This window comes from Actinopolymorpha pittospori (assembly GCF_014873875.1).
Classification (GTDB): Bacteria; Actinomycetota; Actinomycetes; order Propionibacteriales; family Actinopolymorphaceae; genus Actinopolymorpha; species Actinopolymorpha pittospori.
Genome location: NZ_JADBEM010000001.1, coordinates 103134 through 119977, shown reverse-complemented (window position 1 = coordinate 119977; position 16844 = coordinate 103134). Strand labels below are relative to the sequence as shown.

Annotated in this window: 18 protein-coding genes; 8 read left to right on the top strand and 10 right to left on the bottom strand. The window is 68.5% G+C overall.

The genetic code is table 11. The features are described 5' to 3' along the window. Positions 1-77 precede the first annotated feature (77 nt). The 3 genes from HEB94_RS00585 to HEB94_RS00575 form a co-directional block, all read right to left on the bottom strand. On the bottom strand, positions 78-1667 hold the full coding sequence (locus HEB94_RS00585; RefSeq protein ID WP_192748145.1) for an alkaline phosphatase D family protein: 1590 nt from the start codon (positions 1665-1667) through the stop codon (positions 78-80). Between the two features lie 141 nt (positions 1668-1808). Continuing rightward, a complete protein-coding gene (locus tag HEB94_RS00580; RefSeq protein ID WP_192748144.1) occupies positions 1809-2588 on the bottom strand; it encodes an SDR family NAD(P)-dependent oxidoreductase in 780 nt (259 codons plus the stop codon). 68 nt (positions 2589-2656) lie between these two features. Next, positions 2657-3274 carry an SDR family oxidoreductase gene (locus tag HEB94_RS00575; RefSeq protein ID WP_192748143.1) on the bottom strand — a complete coding sequence of 206 codons (618 nt, stop codon included), beginning with the start codon at positions 3272-3274 and terminating at the stop codon, positions 2657-2659. A gap of 102 nt (positions 3275-3376) precedes the next feature. On the opposite strand from HEB94_RS00575, the gene HEB94_RS00570 reads away from it, so the two are divergent. Further along, entirely contained in the window at positions 3377-4204 is an 828-nt protein-coding gene (locus tag HEB94_RS00570; RefSeq protein WP_192748142.1) for a helix-turn-helix transcriptional regulator, read from the top strand. A gap of 34 nt (positions 4205-4238) precedes the next feature. Here the strand turns inward: HEB94_RS00570 and HEB94_RS00565 are convergent, their stop codons facing one another. Next, a complete protein-coding gene (locus HEB94_RS00565; protein WP_192748141.1) occupies positions 4239-5093 on the bottom strand; it encodes a helix-turn-helix transcriptional regulator in 855 nt (284 codons plus the stop codon). Between the two features lie 179 nt (positions 5094-5272). Here HEB94_RS00565 and HEB94_RS00560 point away from each other — a divergent pair, with 179 nt between their 5' ends. Continuing rightward, the gene (locus HEB94_RS00560; RefSeq protein WP_192748140.1) at positions 5273-6346 is read left to right on the top strand and encodes an aldo/keto reductase; all 1074 of its coding nucleotides are present in this window, start codon (positions 5273-5275) and stop codon (positions 6344-6346) included. 143 nt (positions 6347-6489) lie between these two features. Here the strand turns inward: HEB94_RS00560 and HEB94_RS00555 are convergent, their stop codons facing one another. After that, positions 6490-7950 carry a hypothetical protein gene (locus HEB94_RS00555; RefSeq protein WP_192748139.1) on the bottom strand — a complete coding sequence of 487 codons (1461 nt, stop codon included), beginning with the start codon at positions 7948-7950 and terminating at the stop codon, positions 6490-6492. A gap of 250 nt (positions 7951-8200) precedes the next feature. Continuing rightward, complete coding sequence (locus HEB94_RS00550) at positions 8201-8995, bottom strand: hypothetical protein (protein ID WP_192748138.1); 795 nt, start codon at positions 8993-8995, stop codon at positions 8201-8203. Between HEB94_RS00550 and HEB94_RS00545 the strand changes: the two genes are divergently transcribed. Together HEB94_RS00545 and HEB94_RS00540 are read left to right on the top strand one after the other, a co-directional pair. Beyond that, positions 8982-9839, top strand: a complete 858-nt coding sequence (locus HEB94_RS00545) for a hypothetical protein (protein ID WP_192748137.1) — start codon at positions 8982-8984, stop codon at positions 9837-9839. The two genes, HEB94_RS00550 and HEB94_RS00545, sit on opposite strands and share 14 nt — an antisense overlap. Positions 9840-10296: 457 nt before the next feature. Further along, positions 10297-11691 (top strand): amidase family protein, encoded by a 1395-nt coding sequence (locus HEB94_RS00540; RefSeq protein WP_192748136.1) that lies wholly within the window; start codon positions 10297-10299, stop codon positions 11689-11691. 122 nt (positions 11692-11813) lie between these two features. Here the strand turns inward: HEB94_RS00540 and HEB94_RS00535 are convergent, their stop codons facing one another. After that, the gene (locus tag HEB94_RS00535; protein ID WP_192748135.1) at positions 11814-12167 is read right to left on the bottom strand and encodes a hypothetical protein; all 354 of its coding nucleotides are present in this window, start codon (positions 12165-12167) and stop codon (positions 11814-11816) included. 217 nt (positions 12168-12384) lie between these two features. Beyond that, entirely contained in the window at positions 12385-12798 is a 414-nt protein-coding gene (locus tag HEB94_RS00530; RefSeq protein ID WP_192748134.1) for a nuclear transport factor 2 family protein, read from the bottom strand. Positions 12799-12885: 87 nt separating this feature from the next. Between HEB94_RS00530 and HEB94_RS00525 the strand changes: the two genes are divergently transcribed. After that, on the top strand, positions 12886-13326 hold the full coding sequence (locus HEB94_RS00525) for a MarR family transcriptional regulator (protein ID WP_192748133.1): 441 nt from the start codon (positions 12886-12888) through the stop codon (positions 13324-13326). Here HEB94_RS00525 and HEB94_RS48840 read toward each other — a convergent pair. Further along, positions 13243-13590, bottom strand: a complete 348-nt coding sequence (locus tag HEB94_RS48840) for a Tn3 family transposase (RefSeq protein WP_273377550.1) — start codon at positions 13588-13590, stop codon at positions 13243-13245. The two genes, HEB94_RS00525 and HEB94_RS48840, sit on opposite strands and share 84 nt — an antisense overlap. Positions 13591-13801: 211 nt before the next feature. Here HEB94_RS48840 and HEB94_RS00515 point away from each other — a divergent pair, with 211 nt between their 5' ends. The 3 genes from HEB94_RS00515 (at position 13802) to HEB94_RS54095 (ending at position 15845) form a co-directional block, all read left to right on the top strand. Next, on the top strand, positions 13802-14458 hold the full coding sequence (locus HEB94_RS00515; protein ID WP_192748132.1) for a dihydrofolate reductase family protein: 657 nt from the start codon (positions 13802-13804) through the stop codon (positions 14456-14458). 96 nt (positions 14459-14554) lie between these two features. Then, positions 14555-15031 carry a VOC family protein gene (locus HEB94_RS00510; protein WP_192748131.1) on the top strand — a complete coding sequence of 159 codons (477 nt, stop codon included), beginning with the start codon at positions 14555-14557 and terminating at the stop codon, positions 15029-15031. 328 nt (positions 15032-15359) lie between these two features. Continuing rightward, entirely contained in the window at positions 15360-15845 is a 486-nt protein-coding gene (locus HEB94_RS54095; RefSeq protein ID WP_192748130.1) for a DNA-processing protein DprA, read from the top strand. Here HEB94_RS54095 and HEB94_RS00500 read toward each other — a convergent pair. Next, a complete protein-coding gene (locus tag HEB94_RS00500; RefSeq protein ID WP_192748129.1) occupies positions 15792-16244 on the bottom strand; it encodes a DsbA family oxidoreductase in 453 nt (150 codons plus the stop codon). The two genes, HEB94_RS54095 and HEB94_RS00500, sit on opposite strands and share 54 nt — an antisense overlap. Positions 16245-16844: the final 600 nt, after the last annotated feature.

The window sequence follows — 16844 nt, the reverse complement described above, 5'->3', positions numbered from 1 at the left end:
CTGATCAACCGACCAGGCAGGCAGGCGATTCCAGACCAGGAGGGCCGTCCCACGATCGTCGTGGGACGGCCCTCACGTCACACCCGCTGCGCGCCGGGTCGGCCGTCCTCCACGACGAAGGAGGCGAACGTCGAGACCGGGGCGTCGGCGCGGGCCACCCGCTCGACCATGCGCAGGTCGGTCCGCCACTCCTTCTTGTCGACGCTGCACCGCACGTACCCACGACGGTCACCGTCGAAGAACCTGATGTGCGGGTTGTACTTGATCATCGGCCCGTAGTACGGCCCGTACACCTCGCCGTCCCCGTTGGTGGTGATGGAGGTGCCGACGAACTCCGTGGCGATCACGGCGGAGTCCGGGACGTCGAAGTCGCGCCTGATGTCGTTGACGAACGTGGAGTGCCAGTCACCGGTCACGATCACCGGGTTGCGGACGCGCCCGGACACGAACGTGTCGGTGATGCGCTTACGCGCCGCGGGGAAGCCGTCCCAGGCGTCGTGCCAGAGGATGTCGCCGCTGGGGCCGTCGTGGTCCAGGCGGGCCATCATGACGCTGTTGGCCAGGACGTTCCACCGCGCGTCGGACTCGCGTAGCCCGTCCAGCAGCCACTTCTCCTGCGCGGTGCCCAGGACGGTCACCTTCGGGTCGTAGGCCGCGGCGCACGCCGCGGCCTCACCCCAGCCGCACGGCGGGGCGTCGCGGTACTGGCGGGTGTCGAGCACGTCGAACTGCGCGAGGCGACCCCACTGGCTGCGCCCGTACAGCTTCAACGACCCGTCCGGGCGGGGCAGCGAACGGCGGCGCACCGGCTGGTGCTCGTACCACGCCTGGTAGGCGGCGGCGCGGGCGGCGGTGACCGTGTCGTCGTAGGCGCCGGCGTAGTCGTTCTGGTACTCGTGGTCGTCCCAGGTCACCAGCCACGGGAACCGGGCGTGGGTGCGCTGCAGGTCCGGGTCGCTCTTGTACAGCGCGTACTGCATCCGCCACCGCTCGAGGTCCCGAGGACCCTCCTGCAGCACGTCCGGGACGGGCGTGTGCCGGTTGCCGCCGTCGGCAGGCAGGCCGTACTCGTAGACGTAGTCGCCGAGGTGGACGACGAGGTCGAGGTCCTCCTCGGCCATGTGCCGGTAGGCGGAGTAGAAGCCGTGCGACCAGTCCTGGCAGGAGGCGAACGCGAAGGTCAGCGAGTTGGCGAGGGCGCCGTGCTCGGGGGTGGTGACGGTCCGGCCGACCTCGGAGAGGTCACCGCGGTAACGGAACCGGTAGTAGTAGTGCCGGCCGGCCTGCAGGCCACCGACCTCGATGTGGACGGAGTAGGCGAGATCGGGCAGCGCCTGCGCGGTTCCCGACCGCACGAGGTGCCGCATTCCCTCATCCGTCGCCACCTGCCAGTCGACGGGCACCGGGCGACCGGGCATACCGCCGTGTGGGGCGAAGGGGTCGGGAGCGAGCCGGGTCCACAGCACCACGCCGTCCGGGGTCGGGTCACCGGAGGCCACGCCGAGTGTGAAGGGGTATGCGCCACCTCGCGGGCGGGGCGCGGCCAGGGCGGTCCCCGCCGCGGGCACCTGGCTGAGGGCGGCGAGTCCGGCAACACCTCCGACCGCGCTGAGGAAGCGGCGTCGCTTCATCGCGGAGAGAGCGCTCTGTTCGGTCGGAAACGTCATGCGGAGGAGGCTAGGGGGCCGCTCGAAACTTCCTCCAGCAACGAACGACGACGACGAGGTGACGGCTCCGTGTCGTACCGGAACCTCGTTTGTTGTGCCCTACAACGGGTTTGTGGCGGCGCCAGCTGCTCACCGGACCACTCACTGGGCGGTCCAGCCGCCGTCGACGGCCACGAGGGCGCCGGTGACGAAACTTGCGGCATCGGACACGAGGAACGCCACGGCTTCGGCGACCTCCTCGGGCCGCCCGATCCGCCCGACCGGGTGAGCTCCGCCGAACGACGCCAGCATGGCGCGGCCGTTGTCGACGACTCCTTCCATGATGTCGGTGTCGATCACTCCGGGAAGCACGGCGTTGGAGCGGATGCCCTTGGGGCCGCCCTCGATGGCGAGCACCCGGGTGATCTGGGCCAGGGCACCCTTTGACGCGGCGTAGGCGGTCTGCGTCGCGAACGCGACGACAGAGGAGACCGACGCGATCGACACGATCGCACCGCCACCACCGCCTTCCATCACGCGGAACGCTTCGCGAGCTTGGACGAAGTTGCCGCCGGCGTTGACGCGCAGGATGTTCTCGAAGTCCTCGACGGTGGTCTCGGTGATCGGTTTGTTGAGGGTGCGGCCGGCGTTGTTGACGAGGATGTCGAGGCGACCGAACCGGTCGGTGGCCAGTCTCATGGTTGATCGCGCGAGTTCCTCGTCGGCGACGTCGCCGACGAGCGCGGCCACGTTGTCGGGATCGTTCGTGGCGAGCTCCTGGACCGCCGGGGAGCGGTCGGTGACGACCAACTGGGCGCCGCGGTCGCGGAGCAGGCGGGCAGTGGCGTGCCCGATGCCGCGTGCGGCGCCGGTGACGACGGCGACCTTTCCGGTGAGGTCCCAGGACGCGGGCAGGGTGGTGTGGTTCTGGACGGTGGTCATGGATTCCCTCGGTCGTGTTGGTGTGGTGGGCAGGGGAGGTCAGCGTTGGAGGTCAGCAGCGTTGGAGGTCAGCGTTGGCGGGCCGGACGCAGGACGATCTCGTTGACGTCGACGTCGACGTCGGCGGGCTGCGCGACGGCGTAGGAGACGGCTTCGGCGACGGCGTCCGGCTCGATCGCGTGCGCCCGGTAGGTGCGCATGGCCTGCGCGGCGCCGGGGTCGGTGATGGTCGCGGCGAGTTCGGAGCTGACCACACCGGGCGTGAAGTGCGGCAGGACCGCGGCGATCCCGTGCAGCAGCCCGCGGACGTTCACGTCGATCATCCGGTCCCACTCCTCGACCAGCACGGAGTCCAGCCGGGACAGCGGCATCACCCCGGCGTTGTTGACGAGGACGTCGACCCGACCGAAGCGGTCCAGGGCGATCTGGACGAAAGCCTCGACGCCGGACCGGTTCGTCACGTCGAGTCGCACCGGATGCAGGGACCCGCCGGAGTGCGAGGCCACGTCGGTGGTGCGTTCTGTGAGCGTATGGAGACGGCCGGTACGCCGGGCGCCGGCGAGTACGTGGTGGCCCTGGCGTACGAGGCGAGCGGCGATGGCCGCGCCGATCCCGCTGCTGGCGCCGGTGACGAGTACGACCTTCTGGTCCTCCCGCGGAGGTTCTTCGAGCTGGTTCGTCGACATGGCCTCGACACTGACCGACGCCGGCGCCGCGGGGGAGGGATAGATCTTCCTGGGAGTACCGCACCCAGGAAGTCGACCGGTGCCCCTGCCTACCATGCCGGTATGACACGCTCCGACCTCGGCGCCTACCTGCGCGCCCGGCGAGCCCAGGTCACACCTGGTGAGGCCGACCTGCCCAGCACCGGCTACCGGCGGGTTCCCGGACTGCGACGCGAAGAGGTGGCGTTGCTCGCCGGCGTCAGTGTCGACTACTACATCCGGCTCGAGCAGGGTCGCGAGCGCACGCCGTCAGCGCAGGTGATCGACGCCCTCACCATCGCCCTGCGTCTGGATGAGGACGGCCGCGAGCACCTGTTCCGCCTGGCCGGGATGAGCCCCCGCGCACGGGTCGCCGCCGTGGACGACAGGGTCGACCCGAGCCTCCTGCAGCTCATGGCCGCCTGGCCCGACAACCCCGCCATCGTCTACAACCGCGCCTACGACGTCCTCGCCTCGAACGCGATAGCCGACGCGCTCTTCCACGACTGGTCGCACTCGCACAACCTCATGCACGTCGTCTTCACCGACCCGGCCGCACGCACCTTCTACCAGGACTGGCACGACGTCGCCCGCAACTCCGTCGCCGGCTTCCGGCTCGGCTACGGCAAGGCGCCCCACGACCCACGCGTCCGCCAGGTGCTCACCGAACTTCTCGACCAGAGCCCGGAGTTCGCGAAACTGTGGGCCCGTCACGACGCGCGTGGGAAGGCGCTCGAACGCAAACGCTTCCATCACCGCGATGTCGGAAAGCTGACGTTGACAATGCAGACCTTCGACGTACGCTCCAGCCCCGGGCAGGAACTCGTCGTCTATCACGCCGAACCGGCCTCGGCCAGCAGTCAGGCACTGAGCCTGCTCGGATCCCTGGCCGCCACGTCACGCCAGGCGTGAGCGCGACCGAACCACCGCGGCCCGGCGCGGTGACCTACATGGCGCGAAGCCGCCGGCGCTCGCCCACCTCGCGCACAATCGCGTCAAGGGCGACTTGCGAAGCAGCGTCCGCCGCGCGGTAGACGACCAACCGCTGGTCGGGTTCCTGCAGCGGGCAGAGCACTTCGTACTCGATCGTCAGCTCGCCGACCCGCGGGTGCAGCAGCTCCTTGCGGCCCCGGCCGTGCACCTGGACGTCACGCAGCGCCCACCACCGGGCGAACTCCTCACTGCGTGCGTTGAGATCGCCGACGAGCTTGGCGAGACCGTCGTCGTCGGGTCGCGCCGCCCACGCGGCCCGCAGATCCGCGATGCCCTCCCGGATGATGCGCTCCCGGTCGCGGTAGAAGTCGCGGAACGCCGGATGCATCAGGCACACCCACAGCGAGTTGCGCTGCTGCTCGGGGACCACACCGAAGTCGATCATCAGCCCGGCCATCTCGGGATTCCAGCCGAGGATGTCGAGGCGGTGGTTGACCAGCATCGCCGGCAGCGGGGACAGGTCGTGCACGAGCCGGGCGAGCGAATCCGCCTGACTCGTCGACGGCTGCCGGCTGGCCGGCCGCTGCTGGGCGAGATCGAAGAGATAGGACCGCTCGTCCTCGCTGAGCCGCAACGCGCGAGCCAGTGCCTCCAGCACCTCTGGGGACGGACGTAGCCCCCGACCCTGCTCGAGGCGAACGACGTAGTCGACGCTGACGCCGGCGAGTTCGGCGACCTCCTCCCGCCGCAGGCCGGGAGTACGGCGGCGCCGACGCTGCGGGAGGCCGGCGTCCTCCGGCGCCAGACGCTCACGACGTGTGCGCAGGAAGGCCGCCAGCTCATTGGTGGCGTCGATCTTTCCTGTCATCGGCCCGATCGTACCGGCCGAAGGTGGGACGGCCGGTCCCAGGATAAGCCTTCCCTTACTCACCACACCTGGCTCGTCGCACTCTGTACCAGGCGGTGCGCACGCCGACCGGGCGCCGCACCACCGGGACGGAACCACACCGGTTCCTCCACACGCGTACGACACGTCAGGAGGCCCTCGTGGCTGGAACCCTTTCCCTCGACACCTACCGGCTGCTCGGTCGTTCGGGCCTGCGGGTCTCGCCGATGTCCCTGGGCACCATGACCTTCGGAACGGACTGGGGCTGGGGCGCCGACAAGGGCGAGGCCCGCCGCATCTTCGACACCTACCTCGACCGGGGCGGCAACTTCATCGACAGCGCCAACCAGTACACCAACGGCACAGCCGAACGACTGGTCGGCGAGTTCGCTCGCGACCGGCGCGACAACCTGGTCATCGCCACGAAGTACACCGTGAGCGAACGCCCCGGCGACCCGAACTCCGGCGGCAACCACCGCAAGAGCATGGTCGGCTCGGTCGAGGCGAGCCTGCGGCGGCTCGACACCGACTACATCGACCTGCTCTACCTGCACGCTTGGGACTTCACGACACCCGTCGAGGAGATCATGCGGGCCATGGACGACCTCGTCCGCGCCGGCAAGGTGCTCTACGTCGGCATCTCCGACACACCCGCCTGGCAGATCGCCCGGATGCAGACGATCGCCGACCTGCGGGGCTGGTCGCCGCTGGTCGCCCTACAGATCGAGTACTCCCTCGTCGAGCGGACCGTCGAGCGCGAGCTCATCCCGATGGCGCGTGAGCTGGGCCTGGGCGTTGTGCCCTGGTCGCCGCTGGCCAGCGGCGTGCTCGCCGGCAAGTACAGCCTGGCCGACCTGGACCTCGGTGCGGGCACGGCGGGCGCGGAAGGCAGCCGCAAGAACGTCGCCGCGTCCAACGGGTCCCTCACCGAACGGAGCCTGACCATCGCCGACGTCGTGAAGGACGTCGCCATCGAGATGGACAAGACGCCCTCCCAGGTCGCGCTCGCCTGGACGATGGTCAACCCCGCGGTGACCGCACCCATCCTTGGGGTCCGGACCCTGGCCCAGCTGGAGGACAACCTGGGCGCGCTCGACGTGCGGTTCACCCCGGAACAGCTCGCCAGCCTGGAGAAGGTCAGCGCCATCGAACTCGGCTTCCCGCACGACTTCCTGGCCCGACCCATGACCCGCACCGTCATGTTCGGCGACCTGAAGATCCCCACCGCCTCCTGAGGCCGGGGCGCCGACGGGTGCCGGCTCTCCTGGTCGAGGAACGGGAACCGGTCGCGCCGGGGGCTGAGCAGTTGCTCAGCCTCGGCGCGACCGGTTGGTTTCGTCGTCCGGTGACGCTTACGGCTCGCCGTCCAACGCCGGCATCAGCCGAAGCAGTTGGGGACCGCCGTGGTGGTTCCCAAGCAGTTGGTGGGGCGGTTCTTGATGATGGTGGAGTCGTCGTCGACGAGGACCGTGCCGGCGATGTTCAAGGCGCCACCGGGCTCGAAGGTCGAGAAGTTCTCGACGATGGTGGAGCGGGTCAGGGTGAGGTCGCTCAGGACGTTGCTGACCCCGCCGGCGACGGAACTGGCGCCGATCGCCCTGTTCCGGTTGATCTCACTGTCGCGGAACACAGCCTCGCCGCCGCTGTCGTTGCCGATCCCGCCGCCGTTGCCGAGGGTGGTGTTCTCGTTGATCCTGCTCCGGTCGGCGATCAGCCGCCCATCGCTGTTGAAGACGCCACCGCCAGAGTCAGCAGAGAAGTTGTGCCCGACAGTGCTCTGGCGCAGGTACAGGACAGAAGCCTGGCTGAAGATGCCGCCGCCGAGGTCGCCGCCTGAGTTGTCCGTCACGTAGCTGCGCTCCAGCGTCACGGTCGCACCGTTGCTGACCGCCAGGCCACCGCCGTCGTCGGCCGCCCGGTTGTGGTCGACGTGGGCGTTGCGCAGCGTCGCCGTTCCGCCCGCGACGCGCACCCCGCCGCCGTCGAGGTTCACGGCGTCGTTGTAGCTGATCCGGGTGTACTTCACGCTCAGAGATCCGGAGCTGAAGAGCCCTCCACCGCCGTGGTCGCTGCCGGTTCCCTCGGCGCTGTTGCTGTCGATGCTGGTGTAGCTGGCGTCCTTCTCGCTCCAGTCGTCCTCGGTCCACTTCTTGTCGGACCCGTCCTTCTGGTCGCCCTTGTCGTCGGTCTTGTGCTGGTCCTCGCCGCTGATTTTGGTGGTGCCGTAGTTGGCGATGGCACCACCGGTCGTGGTGGAGCGGTTGAAGGTGAAGGTGGCGTGTTGGACGGTGGCTCTGCCGCCTTCCTGGACGAGCAGGCCGCCTCCTCCGGTGCCGGTGCCGCCGGCTGTGGTGGTGGTGCCGACGCCGCCCTTGACGGTGAGGTCGGCGAGCTTGAGGTTCCCGCCGGAGCCGACCTCGAAGATGCGGAAGTCGTCGGCGTTGGCGGCGCGGACGATGGTGGCTCCGTTCCCCTTGATGGCGACGGGTTGGACGATCAAGGGTAGGCCGTTGCCGTCCTGGTTGGCGGTGAGGGTGTAGGTGCACTTCTTGGCCAGGCTGAGAACGGCGCCGCCGTCGGCGTTGGCGTGCACGAGGGCGGCGATCAGCCTGTCCGGGTCGCAGCGCACCTCCTTCTCCTCCTTGCCGTGCGCCTTGCCGTCCTGCGCGACCGCGGCCGGTCGAGCCTGCCGTTGAGCGGCGGCCGAGGCGTCCGCGGTGGCGTCCCGCCCGGTCAGACCTCCCGCGACTCCCACTGCGGCAAGGCCGGTCACCCCGGCCAGCCCGCCCACCGTGACACAGAACCAGGTTCGCTTCCGGCGAATTCGACTCAACTTCATATTCCCCCCTCGGGACTAAAAGTCCTGACAGGAGGGAGGTTGCCAATAACGCCCGATCAAGTCCTGTATCCAAATCTGAACGACAAGTGAGCGACCGAATTCACATTGGCTTCACGAAAAGCATCCGAGGCCGGCCCTAATGGTGTTCGACGAAATGCCGTGGTCGGCTGTGTCCCACCCTTTTCGATGCGCGAACCGGCGCCGGCCGGGAAGAAGTCTGGTCGCTCGTGTTCTCCCCTCGGCGTCGGGCTCAGCCGAAGCAGTTGGGGATCGCCGCGCCCGGTACTCCCGCGCAGTTGGTGGGCCGGTTCCTGATGATGGTCGACTCGTCGTCCACGGCGACGGTCCCGGTGCCGTTCTCCACTCCACCCGGCGCGTTCACCGAGAAGTTCCCGATGACGTGGGAGTCGGTCAGGGTGACCTGACCCTCGATGTTGCTCACGCCGCCGGCCCGTGAGGTGGCGCCGATCGCCCTGTTCTCGTTGACGTCCGTACGGCGCAGGGCGACCGTTCCGAAGTCTGTGTTGGTGACGCCACCGCCGAAGCCGCCGCTGGTGTTCCCCTCGATCCGGCTCCCGTCGATGCTCACAGGTCCGAGGGCATTGAGGATCCCGCCACCGTCGGAGGCCGCCGCGTTGTGTCGGACCGCGGTGTGCGTCAGGTAGACGGTGGCACCCAAGCTGCTGATGCCGCCACCGACGAGGCCGGAGTTGTCGCTCACGGAGCTGAACTCGAGCCGGATCGTTCCGGGCTCGCCGCCCTCGCCCTCGCTGCCGGCGACTCCGCCGCCCGCGCCGGCCGCGTGGTTGTGGTCGATCCGGACGCCCTTCAGCTCGGCTGTGCCGCCGGTGTTCTGCAGGCCACCGCCGCCAGTGCCCAGGATGGGATTCGGCTGGTCGATGGCGTTGTTGTGCGCGAGTCGGGTGTGCTGTGCAGTCAGCTTCCCGGCGTTGAAGACCCCGCCGCCGGCACCTTGCGCGAAGGTCATCACGGCGCTGTTCTTCGTGACGTGAGTCCAGGACGAGTCGTCCTTGGTCTGGTCCATCTTCCCCGACGGCTTGTCGGAATCGTCGTGCTCGGAGCTGCGTTCGTTCTCGTGCTCGTCGCCGCCGGTTGGTGACCCCATAGTTGGCGATGGCTCCGCCGACGGTGACGGATCGGTTGAGAGTGAACGTGGACGCCTTGATGGTGGCTCGCCCACCTTCCTGGACGAGCAGTCCGCCACCCCCGACGCCACTGCCGCCGGCGGTGAGCTCCGTGCCGACGCCACCCTTGACGGTGAGGTCGCGCAGTTTCAGGTCACCTCCGAAGCCGACTTCGAAGATGCGGAAGTCCTCGGCGTTGGCGGCACGCACGATGCTCGCTCCGTTGCCCTCGATGGCGACGCGCTGGGTGATCAGTGGCAGGCCGTTGCCGTCCTGGTGGGCGGTGAGGGTGTAGGTACATCTCGTGGCGAGGCTCAGGGTGGCGCGGCCGTCGGCGTTGGCGTGCACGAGCGCGGCGACCAACTCCTCCGGATCACAGGGCACCTCCACCTCCCGGCTGTCGGACCGGTTGTCCCCGTCGTGGTCCCTGCCCGCACCCTTCTCGACGTTCCTGTCCATGGTTTCGGAGACGTCAGCCGACACCGCCGCCGGGATCAGCTGCCGCGACTCGACGATGCGCATGTCAGAAGGGGAGCCCAGGCCGGCCAACCCGCCGCCGGCGACGCCGACCGCCGCGAGACCTGTCACACCCGCCAGACCGCGCGCGGCGCTGAACCAGGGCCGTTTCGTTTGGCGTCGACCAACGTACATAATCCCCCCACGAACTGCGAAGCTGCCGATAGCCAGCGATATTGCCGAATGCGCGAAATTCACTCGGCCAGTCGCATCACGCCTGACAAGTGAATGACCCAAAAGCGTGAACGAGCCGGCCAGAATTGGCGCGGCTGGTCATCGCGTTCAGTCCGCCTGCGCGGCGTGGGTCACGGTGAGGGAGAAGGCCCGCAAGTAAACCTTGACGCTGCTGCTGGTTGGGTTGGCCTGGTCGCCCGGTCCCTCGGGTCTACAGCACTTCGAGGTAGCCGTCGTTGAAGATGTGTCGGGGGAAGTCCGGGCCCTGTGCCGCCCCACTACTGGTGTCCAAAACGATTGGTGCATCGATGGACAGCCCGACGGCATGAACCTCGGTCCGCGGCGGCCCGCAGGCGTTCCGGGGCCGCGGGGGCAGGGTGCGGCCACGCGCACACCTTGACCCGGCGCCGATCTTCTCGCCAGACTCGGCGGAGTCCACCGCTCCTGGACGTCGGCGTGGACGCGCCAGGCGGACGGCACAGCCCCGCATCCGCCCGACCCTGGAGAACCTGTGGCCACCTCTGCGACGTCCCCCGACAACGGCGAAAGCATCGCCGTCCTGTCCGAGCGCCTCCGCCAGGGAGCGACGAGCTCCGTCGACCTCACCGCCGCCGCGCTCGAACGCGTCGAGGTCGACAACCCGCGCCTGAACGCCGTCGTCACCCTCCTCGCCGACGCCGCCCTACGGGAGGCCGAGGCCGCCGACCAGGAGATCCGGGCCGGGCGCTGGCGCGGACCCCTGCACGGGATCCCGGTCGGGGTGAAGGACATCATCGACACCGCCCGCATCCGCACCACCGTCGGATCCGCGATCTACCGCGACCGGGTGCCCGACGCGGACGCCGAGGTCGTCCACCGCATCCGCGAAGCGGGCGCGGTCGTGATCGGCAAGCTGCACACCCACGAGTTCGCCTACGGGCCCACCGGAGACGCCTCCTGCTTCGGGCCCGTCCGCAACCCACACGACCCGCAGCGGATGGCCGGCGGATCCAGCGGCGGATCGGCGGTCGCGGTCGCCACCGGCATGTGCGTCGCCGCGCTCGGCAGCGACACCGGCGGCTCGGTCCGCGTACCCGCCTCACTGTGCGGAGTCGTGGGCATGAAGCCGACCTTCGGCCGGATCAGCAGGTACGGCGTCTTCCCGCTGTCGTGGACCCTCGACCACATGGGCCCGCTCACCCGCACGGTCAGCGACAACGCGCACGTCCTCGGCGTCCTGTGCGGCCACGACGACCGCGACCCCGCCTCGGTGCGACGCGACGCCGAGGACTTCACCCGCGAGCTGGACCTTGGTGTGCGCGGCCTCACCATCGGCGTCCCCGACGACTACTACTTCGACCAGCTCGACCCCGACGTCGACCGTCAGGTCCGGGCCGCCATCCAGACCCTGGAGGACCTCGGCGCCCTCGTCAAACCGGTCACCGTGCTCGGGCTCGCCGCGATCCGCGACGCGCACCGGACCGTGATCAGCGTCGAGGCGTACTCCGTGCACCGCGACCGCCTCGAACAACACCCCGACCTCTTCGACGCGACCGTCCGCCAGCGGCTGCTCGACGGCGGAGCCGTCACCGGCTGGGACTACGCCGAGGCGCTCCGGCTGCTGCAGGAGTCACGGCGTACGTTCTCCGACGTCCTCGGTGAGGTCGACGCCCTCGCCACGCCCAGCGTCGCCATCACCGCCCCCACCATCGGCCAGGTCCAGACCGACGCGGCCGGGGTCGAGGAGACCGTCCGCTGGGCGCTGACCCGGCTCGCCGTACCGATGAACGTCACCGGACTCCCCAGCCTGTCCGTCCCCTGCGGCGTCTCCCGCGACGGCCTGCCCATCGGGATGCAGCTCAGCGGCCCGGCATGGAGCGAGGCGCGCCTCTACCGCATCGGCCGCGCGCTCGAGGCGCGGTGGTAGTCGGCCTGTCGGTAAGGGAGCTACCACCAGACGTCATCTGCGACGTTCATGCAGCTAGATGACCTGGGTTCACCCGATCTCCGACACCAGGAGCCAAGTAACTCTTGGGCAGCTTCACTACCCTACGTTCGCATGGCGGATTCGATCCGGTCGGCGTACGTGCGATACGCCTTGCGCCCGGCCGGGGTGGCTCCGTCCCCGGCAAGGGCCGCGCACTGCTGAAGTGCGGCCTGGTGGACGGTGAGCGGGGCGGTGAGGCGCAGGGAGTAGCCCTGCCCGCGGCGGATGACCCACCCAGCCCCCAGTGCGTCGCGGACCGCGTCGTCCGGGGCGTTTTGCAGGTGTTCGGCGAGCAGCCCGGGCACGTCGAGTGTCGTCGGCCGGTTGTCGGACACGTGCTTGGGCGGGTCTGGTTGTTCGGCTTCGGCGCGGGTGGACGCGGCTGGAGGTGGCCGGGTCCTCGAACGCCCGCGCACCGGCGGACAGGTAGGCGTCGAGCGTGTGCTCCTGCCGCGGGCGAAAAGCGAATAGCGCTGAACGGATCCGCGGCGATGCATCGGTTCCGAATGGGTTCCGGCGCCCATCCGCTGCGGGGGCGCAATCGACTGATTGCGCCCCCGCAGCGCGATCGCTACCCAGAGGACACGCTTGCCGGTGGTGCGCCGTGGCGTCCACAACTTCCCGGGGAAGAGATCAGTCCCCGCGTGTCCAGGCGGGCGCGATCCGTACCTCGCGGAGGCGCCAGCCCGCCGGCGTCCGTACTGCAGTGCAGTACTGTCGCAGGCCGCCTGTGAAGTGGGGTGCCTGGCCGTCGCGGTAGTAGTACACGATCGAGTTCGCCGAGGCAGCCGACTGGTCGCCGTCGACGTCCACCAAGAGGTCAGTGGTCGTGTGCTGGGCGTGCTGCCCCTCGACCTCCCCCTGTCGCATAAAGTCGACGACTTTGTCGATGCCGCGGAGTTCGCCCCCGCGCGGCGAGTGCACCACCACATCGTCGGCGAACACGGTGTCCGCATCGTCCCAGCGCGTCTCGTCGAGCAGCAGCGCGAAGCGGGTGAACAGGTCGGCGATCTCGATACGGTCGGCGATCAGAGTATCCGTGGACATGACATCTCTTTCGTTGGCGGCTCCAACATTGGCGACGCCAACTATACAGAGGTTCATTGGCTCCGCCAACGATGTAGAGTGGCTGCCGTGGAACAGACCCCCGCACGCCTGACCGCGAAGCCGAGTTGGTTGCTCGGCCAGCTGGCAGTGCACGCCCACCGGTTGGCGTCTGACGGCTTCGGCGGGGTGGGCGCGCGTGGGTACCACTACCGGATCCTGGCCGCGCTGGACGAGTTTGGGGCGGCCAGCCAGGCCGAGCTCGGTCGCCGGAGCAGCATGGACCGCAGCGATGTGGTGGCGGCGATCAACGAACTGGCCCAGCAGGGCTTCGTCGAGCGGACGCCGGATCCGGATGACCGAAGGCGCAACATCGTGACCCTTACCAACGCGGGTCACCGGCAACTGCGACGCATGGACCGAGCACTCGACAAGGTGCAGGACGACCTACTCGGACCGCTTCCAGCCGAGGACAGGCAGATCCTGACCCGCCTGCTCACCCAACTGCTCACGCACCACCAACGGGAGTGAGGCGCCCGGCCCGAGCTGCCGAGCCTCAAAGGATGCCCAGTCTTCGGTGGAGTCCGACGCCGCCGCCGTGGGCCCTTCGCCCCTCAGCCAGGGCTGGCGGGTGGCGAAGGTGGCGTTGGCGATGACGCGGGCGACCTGACGGCACGACTCCACGGTGATATAGCGGCGGCGCACGTACCGCAGCTCGTCCTCGGTGTGACCGTGCTCGCCGGCGGCCACGGCACGGATGCCGGTGTTGGTGCCGTAGGCGTACACCACCAGCAGCAGCCGCTGGAACAGTGTGGCGAAAACGTCACAGATGACGCCTGGGTAGCTCCCTTACCGACAGGCCTAGTCGGCTCCGCCCGCGGGAACACGGTTCGTCGTCAGTCCGGGTGTGATCGAGGCCACGTCGACGTCGGTCCTTCCCCAGCGATGAGTTCCGCGCGCCCGGACGGTCTATGCACCCGTAGACCCGCACGAAAGGCCGTGAGCAATGCGCACACTGACAGTGAACACGTTCGTCTCCCTCGACGGAGTCATGCAGGCCCCCGGAGGGCCCGCGGAGGACCCGACCGGCAACTTCACCCTCGGCGGTTGGAACGCCACGTTCTGGGACGACGTGATGGGCCAGGCGATCGCGAAGGAGTTCGACCCGCCCACCGACCTGCTGCTGGGGCGCAAGACCTACGAGATCTTCGCCGCGCACTGGCCCTACATCAGCGACGACCCCATCGCCGACCAGCTCAACAACGCGACGAAGTACGTCGCCTCACGCACCCTCGACGAGGTGACGTGGAACAACGCGGTGCTCCTCAAGGGCGACGCCGGGGACGCGGTGGCCGAACTCAAGCACCAGGACGGGCCTGACCTGAACGTCCAGGGCAGCAGCGATCTGCTCCAGACGCTGCTGCGACGCGACCTGGTCGACGTCTTCAACATCTGGACGTTCCCGATCCTGCTCGGACCGGGCAAGCGGCTCTTCGGTGAGGGCACCACGCCCGGCGGGCTGCGCCTGCTTGACAGCGTGACCTCCACGACCGGGGTGACGATCGCGAAGTACGAGCGGGCCGGCGAGGTGCCGGTCGGGTCCTTCCAGTTCGCCGAGCCGACCGAGGCCGAGCTTCGGCGCAGGGCGAGCCTGACCGACTGACAGCGAACGGGTGCCCAGCCGCCGACCGCCGATGAGTTTGGGCGAGGAGATCGGTCGGTATGGGTAACAACTCCACTCAACGAGGAGGGAACCCCCATGACCACCGAACCCTTCACCACGTGCCTGTGGTTCGACGGGCAGGCCGAGGAAGCCGCGAAGCACTACACCACGATCTTCAAGGACTCCAGGATCGGCAACATCGCCCGCTACACCGAGGCCGGACCCGGCGTCCCCGGCACCGCCATCACCGTCGACTTCGAGCTCAACGGGCAGCGGTTCGTGGGCCTGAACGGCGGGCCGGAGTTCAGGTTCACCGAGGCCATCTCCTTCCAGATCCACTGCGCCGACCAGGACGAGGTGGACTACTACTGGAACCGGCTCTGCGAGGGAGGGGAGGAGGGGCAGTGTGGCTGGCTGAAGGACAAGTTCGGGGTCTCCTGGCAGGTCATTCCCACGGCGCTGCCGCGCCTGCTCACCGACCCCGACCCGGAGAAGGCGCGGCGGGCCACCGAGGCGATGTTCCAGATGCGCAAGCTCGACATCGCCGCCCTGGAGCAGGCGCACGCCGGCTGATCACGCCCGCATGTGAGCAGCACCCACCACCGAAGACACCGCTCCGCCGGCGGGTCACGGTCCGTAGGTGGTTGCGGAAGGAGCCATCCCGCCTGCCATCGACCCCGGCAAGCCGAGCAGACCCCGCCCGCCCCGCCAGCGTCCGAACTACCGTCAAGGTCCGCTTGACGTGGCGGGCCGGGCGGCGGCCTGCTTCCCAGGTGGGCGGGTCGACGGCAGACGGGATGGTAAAGGCATCAAAGCCCGTCGCTGCTGGGTGCCTCGTGGCACGCGGGTGTCGAGATACGCGATGATGTTCTTGTGACGCACGGGCCGCTGCAGGCGGTGGATGTCTCCGTCATTCGCCCATCGAAAAAAAATACCTTCGCCTCTGGCGGATTCGCCTGGCCGGCCGTGGTGGCTGTTTGTCGAGGGGAATCCAGAAGCGCTATATCAGTCTCCACGTGTGGCGGTCGTCGGGACGCGGCAGCCGTCACCATCAGGAGTCAAGGCGACCGAAGCTGTGGTTCGCACCATGGCCGCGTACCGGATAACGCTGGTGTCAGGGCTTGCTAACGGTGTTGATGTAAATGACCGCTGGGCCTCCTCTGACGAAGATCATCTTGATGCGGTCAAAAGTGATGGGAGCTACCGCAAAGTTAATCGTCTTGCTCCGAGCTACTACAGGCTCGGAGCAAGACGATCTCTCCTGGTACATCTGTCACTCAGACGGCGCAGGCTCCGTCCGATCCGCACTGATCTCCTTCTCCGAAGGGCATGCTCAACGCGGGAGTGGGGTGGCTCTCGTCCCAGGCCTGACGCAGGGCGCGGGTGAGGGTGGCGCGGTCCACGCCGCCTCCAAGTGTGCGTTGAACATCCCAGTCCACGCCTCGTGGTGCTTGCCCTGATCGGTGGCGTACGCGAGGAGCTCGTGGGTGAGGTCCGTGGGGCCGAGGGTGCGGTCGATGGCGTGGTACCCGCCGAAGCCCTCCTCGTCGGCGGCGATCTCCACCAGTCGCAGCACGTTGTTCATCTGCGCGATGGTCATCCCCGCGTTCAGGCTCAGCTGCGTCTGGGTGATGCCCTCAGGCGGGATGCCGGGGTGCACCTGGAACGAACGGTGGATGATCTCTACCTCGTCACCGTGCTCGAAGTCGGCCACGGCCTTGCGCAGGCGCTGCTGGGTCATGCCGCAGATGGGGCAGATGATGTCCGACCACATCTCGATCCGCATCATGCTTCCTTTCTCACTATTTGTGTGTAACCCCATGATGAGTCAGAATCGAAGCGCTTACAAAAGGCACATCCATGTGTGCGAGGAGCCCTCACGGCGGTCACCCCGGAGTACAAGCTCGCTATCGTGACCGAGTACGAGCAGGCGCCCAACGGTGAGAAAGGCGCGATCCTGCGCCGGGAGGGCCTGGGTGGCGGTGCAGCGGGCGTGCGCGCTGACCGGCGTGTCGCGGGCCACGCACTACCGGCGGCTCAACCCGAAACACCGGTGCAGGGGCCACGCCCAGCGCGGACACCACCGCCACAGACGTTGGCTCGCAGCTCCTTGATCTTGCTGGAGTGCATGGGGAGATCGCGATCCGGACGGCGTTCCAGGCTGGCTAGCATGTCAGCGAAGACGGAGCGAACGAAGCCGGGATCCTGGTCGTGTGCCCATCCGATGAGCCTGTCCCGACCAAACCTGGCGGCCAATTGGAAGACGTCAGCAAAATCCCGCCCCTCGGCGCGGCCGAAGAGTGCAAGGGTCTTCCGTGTAGCAAGGTCGCGGTCCCTGGGAGTTGGTCCCAAGATCGTTAGCCGCGGTGGCTGCTCTGGAGGGGAA

Bases quoted from the DNA above. Each gene is read 5' to 3' on its own strand.
- HEB94_RS00555 (WP_192748139.1), bottom strand. From the start codon at position 7,950: ATGAAGTTGAGTCGAATTCGCCGGAAGCGAACCTGGTTCTGTGTCACG.
- HEB94_RS00500 (WP_192748129.1), bottom strand. From the start codon at position 16,244: ATGCGGATCGAGATGTGGTCGGACATCATCTGCCCCATCTGCGGCATG.
- HEB94_RS00530 (WP_192748134.1), bottom strand. From the start codon at position 12,798: ATGTCCACGGATACTCTGATCGCCGACCGTATCGAGATCGCCGACCTG.
- HEB94_RS00510 (WP_192748131.1), top strand. From the start codon at position 14,555: ATGACCACCGAACCCTTCACCACGTGCCTGTGGTTCGACGGGCAGGCC.
- HEB94_RS00565 (WP_192748141.1), bottom strand. From the start codon at position 5,093: ATGACAGGAAAGATCGACGCCACCAATGAGCTGGCGGCCTTCCTGCGC.
- HEB94_RS00575 (WP_192748143.1), bottom strand. From the start codon at position 3,274: ATGTCGACGAACCAGCTCGAAGAACCTCCGCGGGAGGACCAGAAGGTC.
- HEB94_RS54095 (WP_192748130.1), top strand. From the start codon at position 15,360: ATGTCTCCGTCATTCGCCCATCGAAAAAAAATACCTTCGCCTCTGGCG.
- HEB94_RS00580 (WP_192748144.1), bottom strand. From the start codon at position 2,588: ATGACCACCGTCCAGAACCACACCACCCTGCCCGCGTCCTGGGACCTC.
- HEB94_RS00570 (WP_192748142.1), top strand. From the start codon at position 3,377: ATGACACGCTCCGACCTCGGCGCCTACCTGCGCGCCCGGCGAGCCCAG.
- HEB94_RS00550 (WP_192748138.1), bottom strand. From the start codon at position 8,995: ATGGACCAGACCAAGGACGACTCGTCCTGGACTCACGTCACGAAGAAC.
- HEB94_RS00515 (WP_192748132.1), top strand. From the start codon at position 13,802: ATGCGCACACTGACAGTGAACACGTTCGTCTCCCTCGACGGAGTCATG.
- HEB94_RS00585 (WP_192748145.1), bottom strand. From the start codon at position 1,667: ATGACGTTTCCGACCGAACAGAGCGCTCTCTCCGCGATGAAGCGACGC.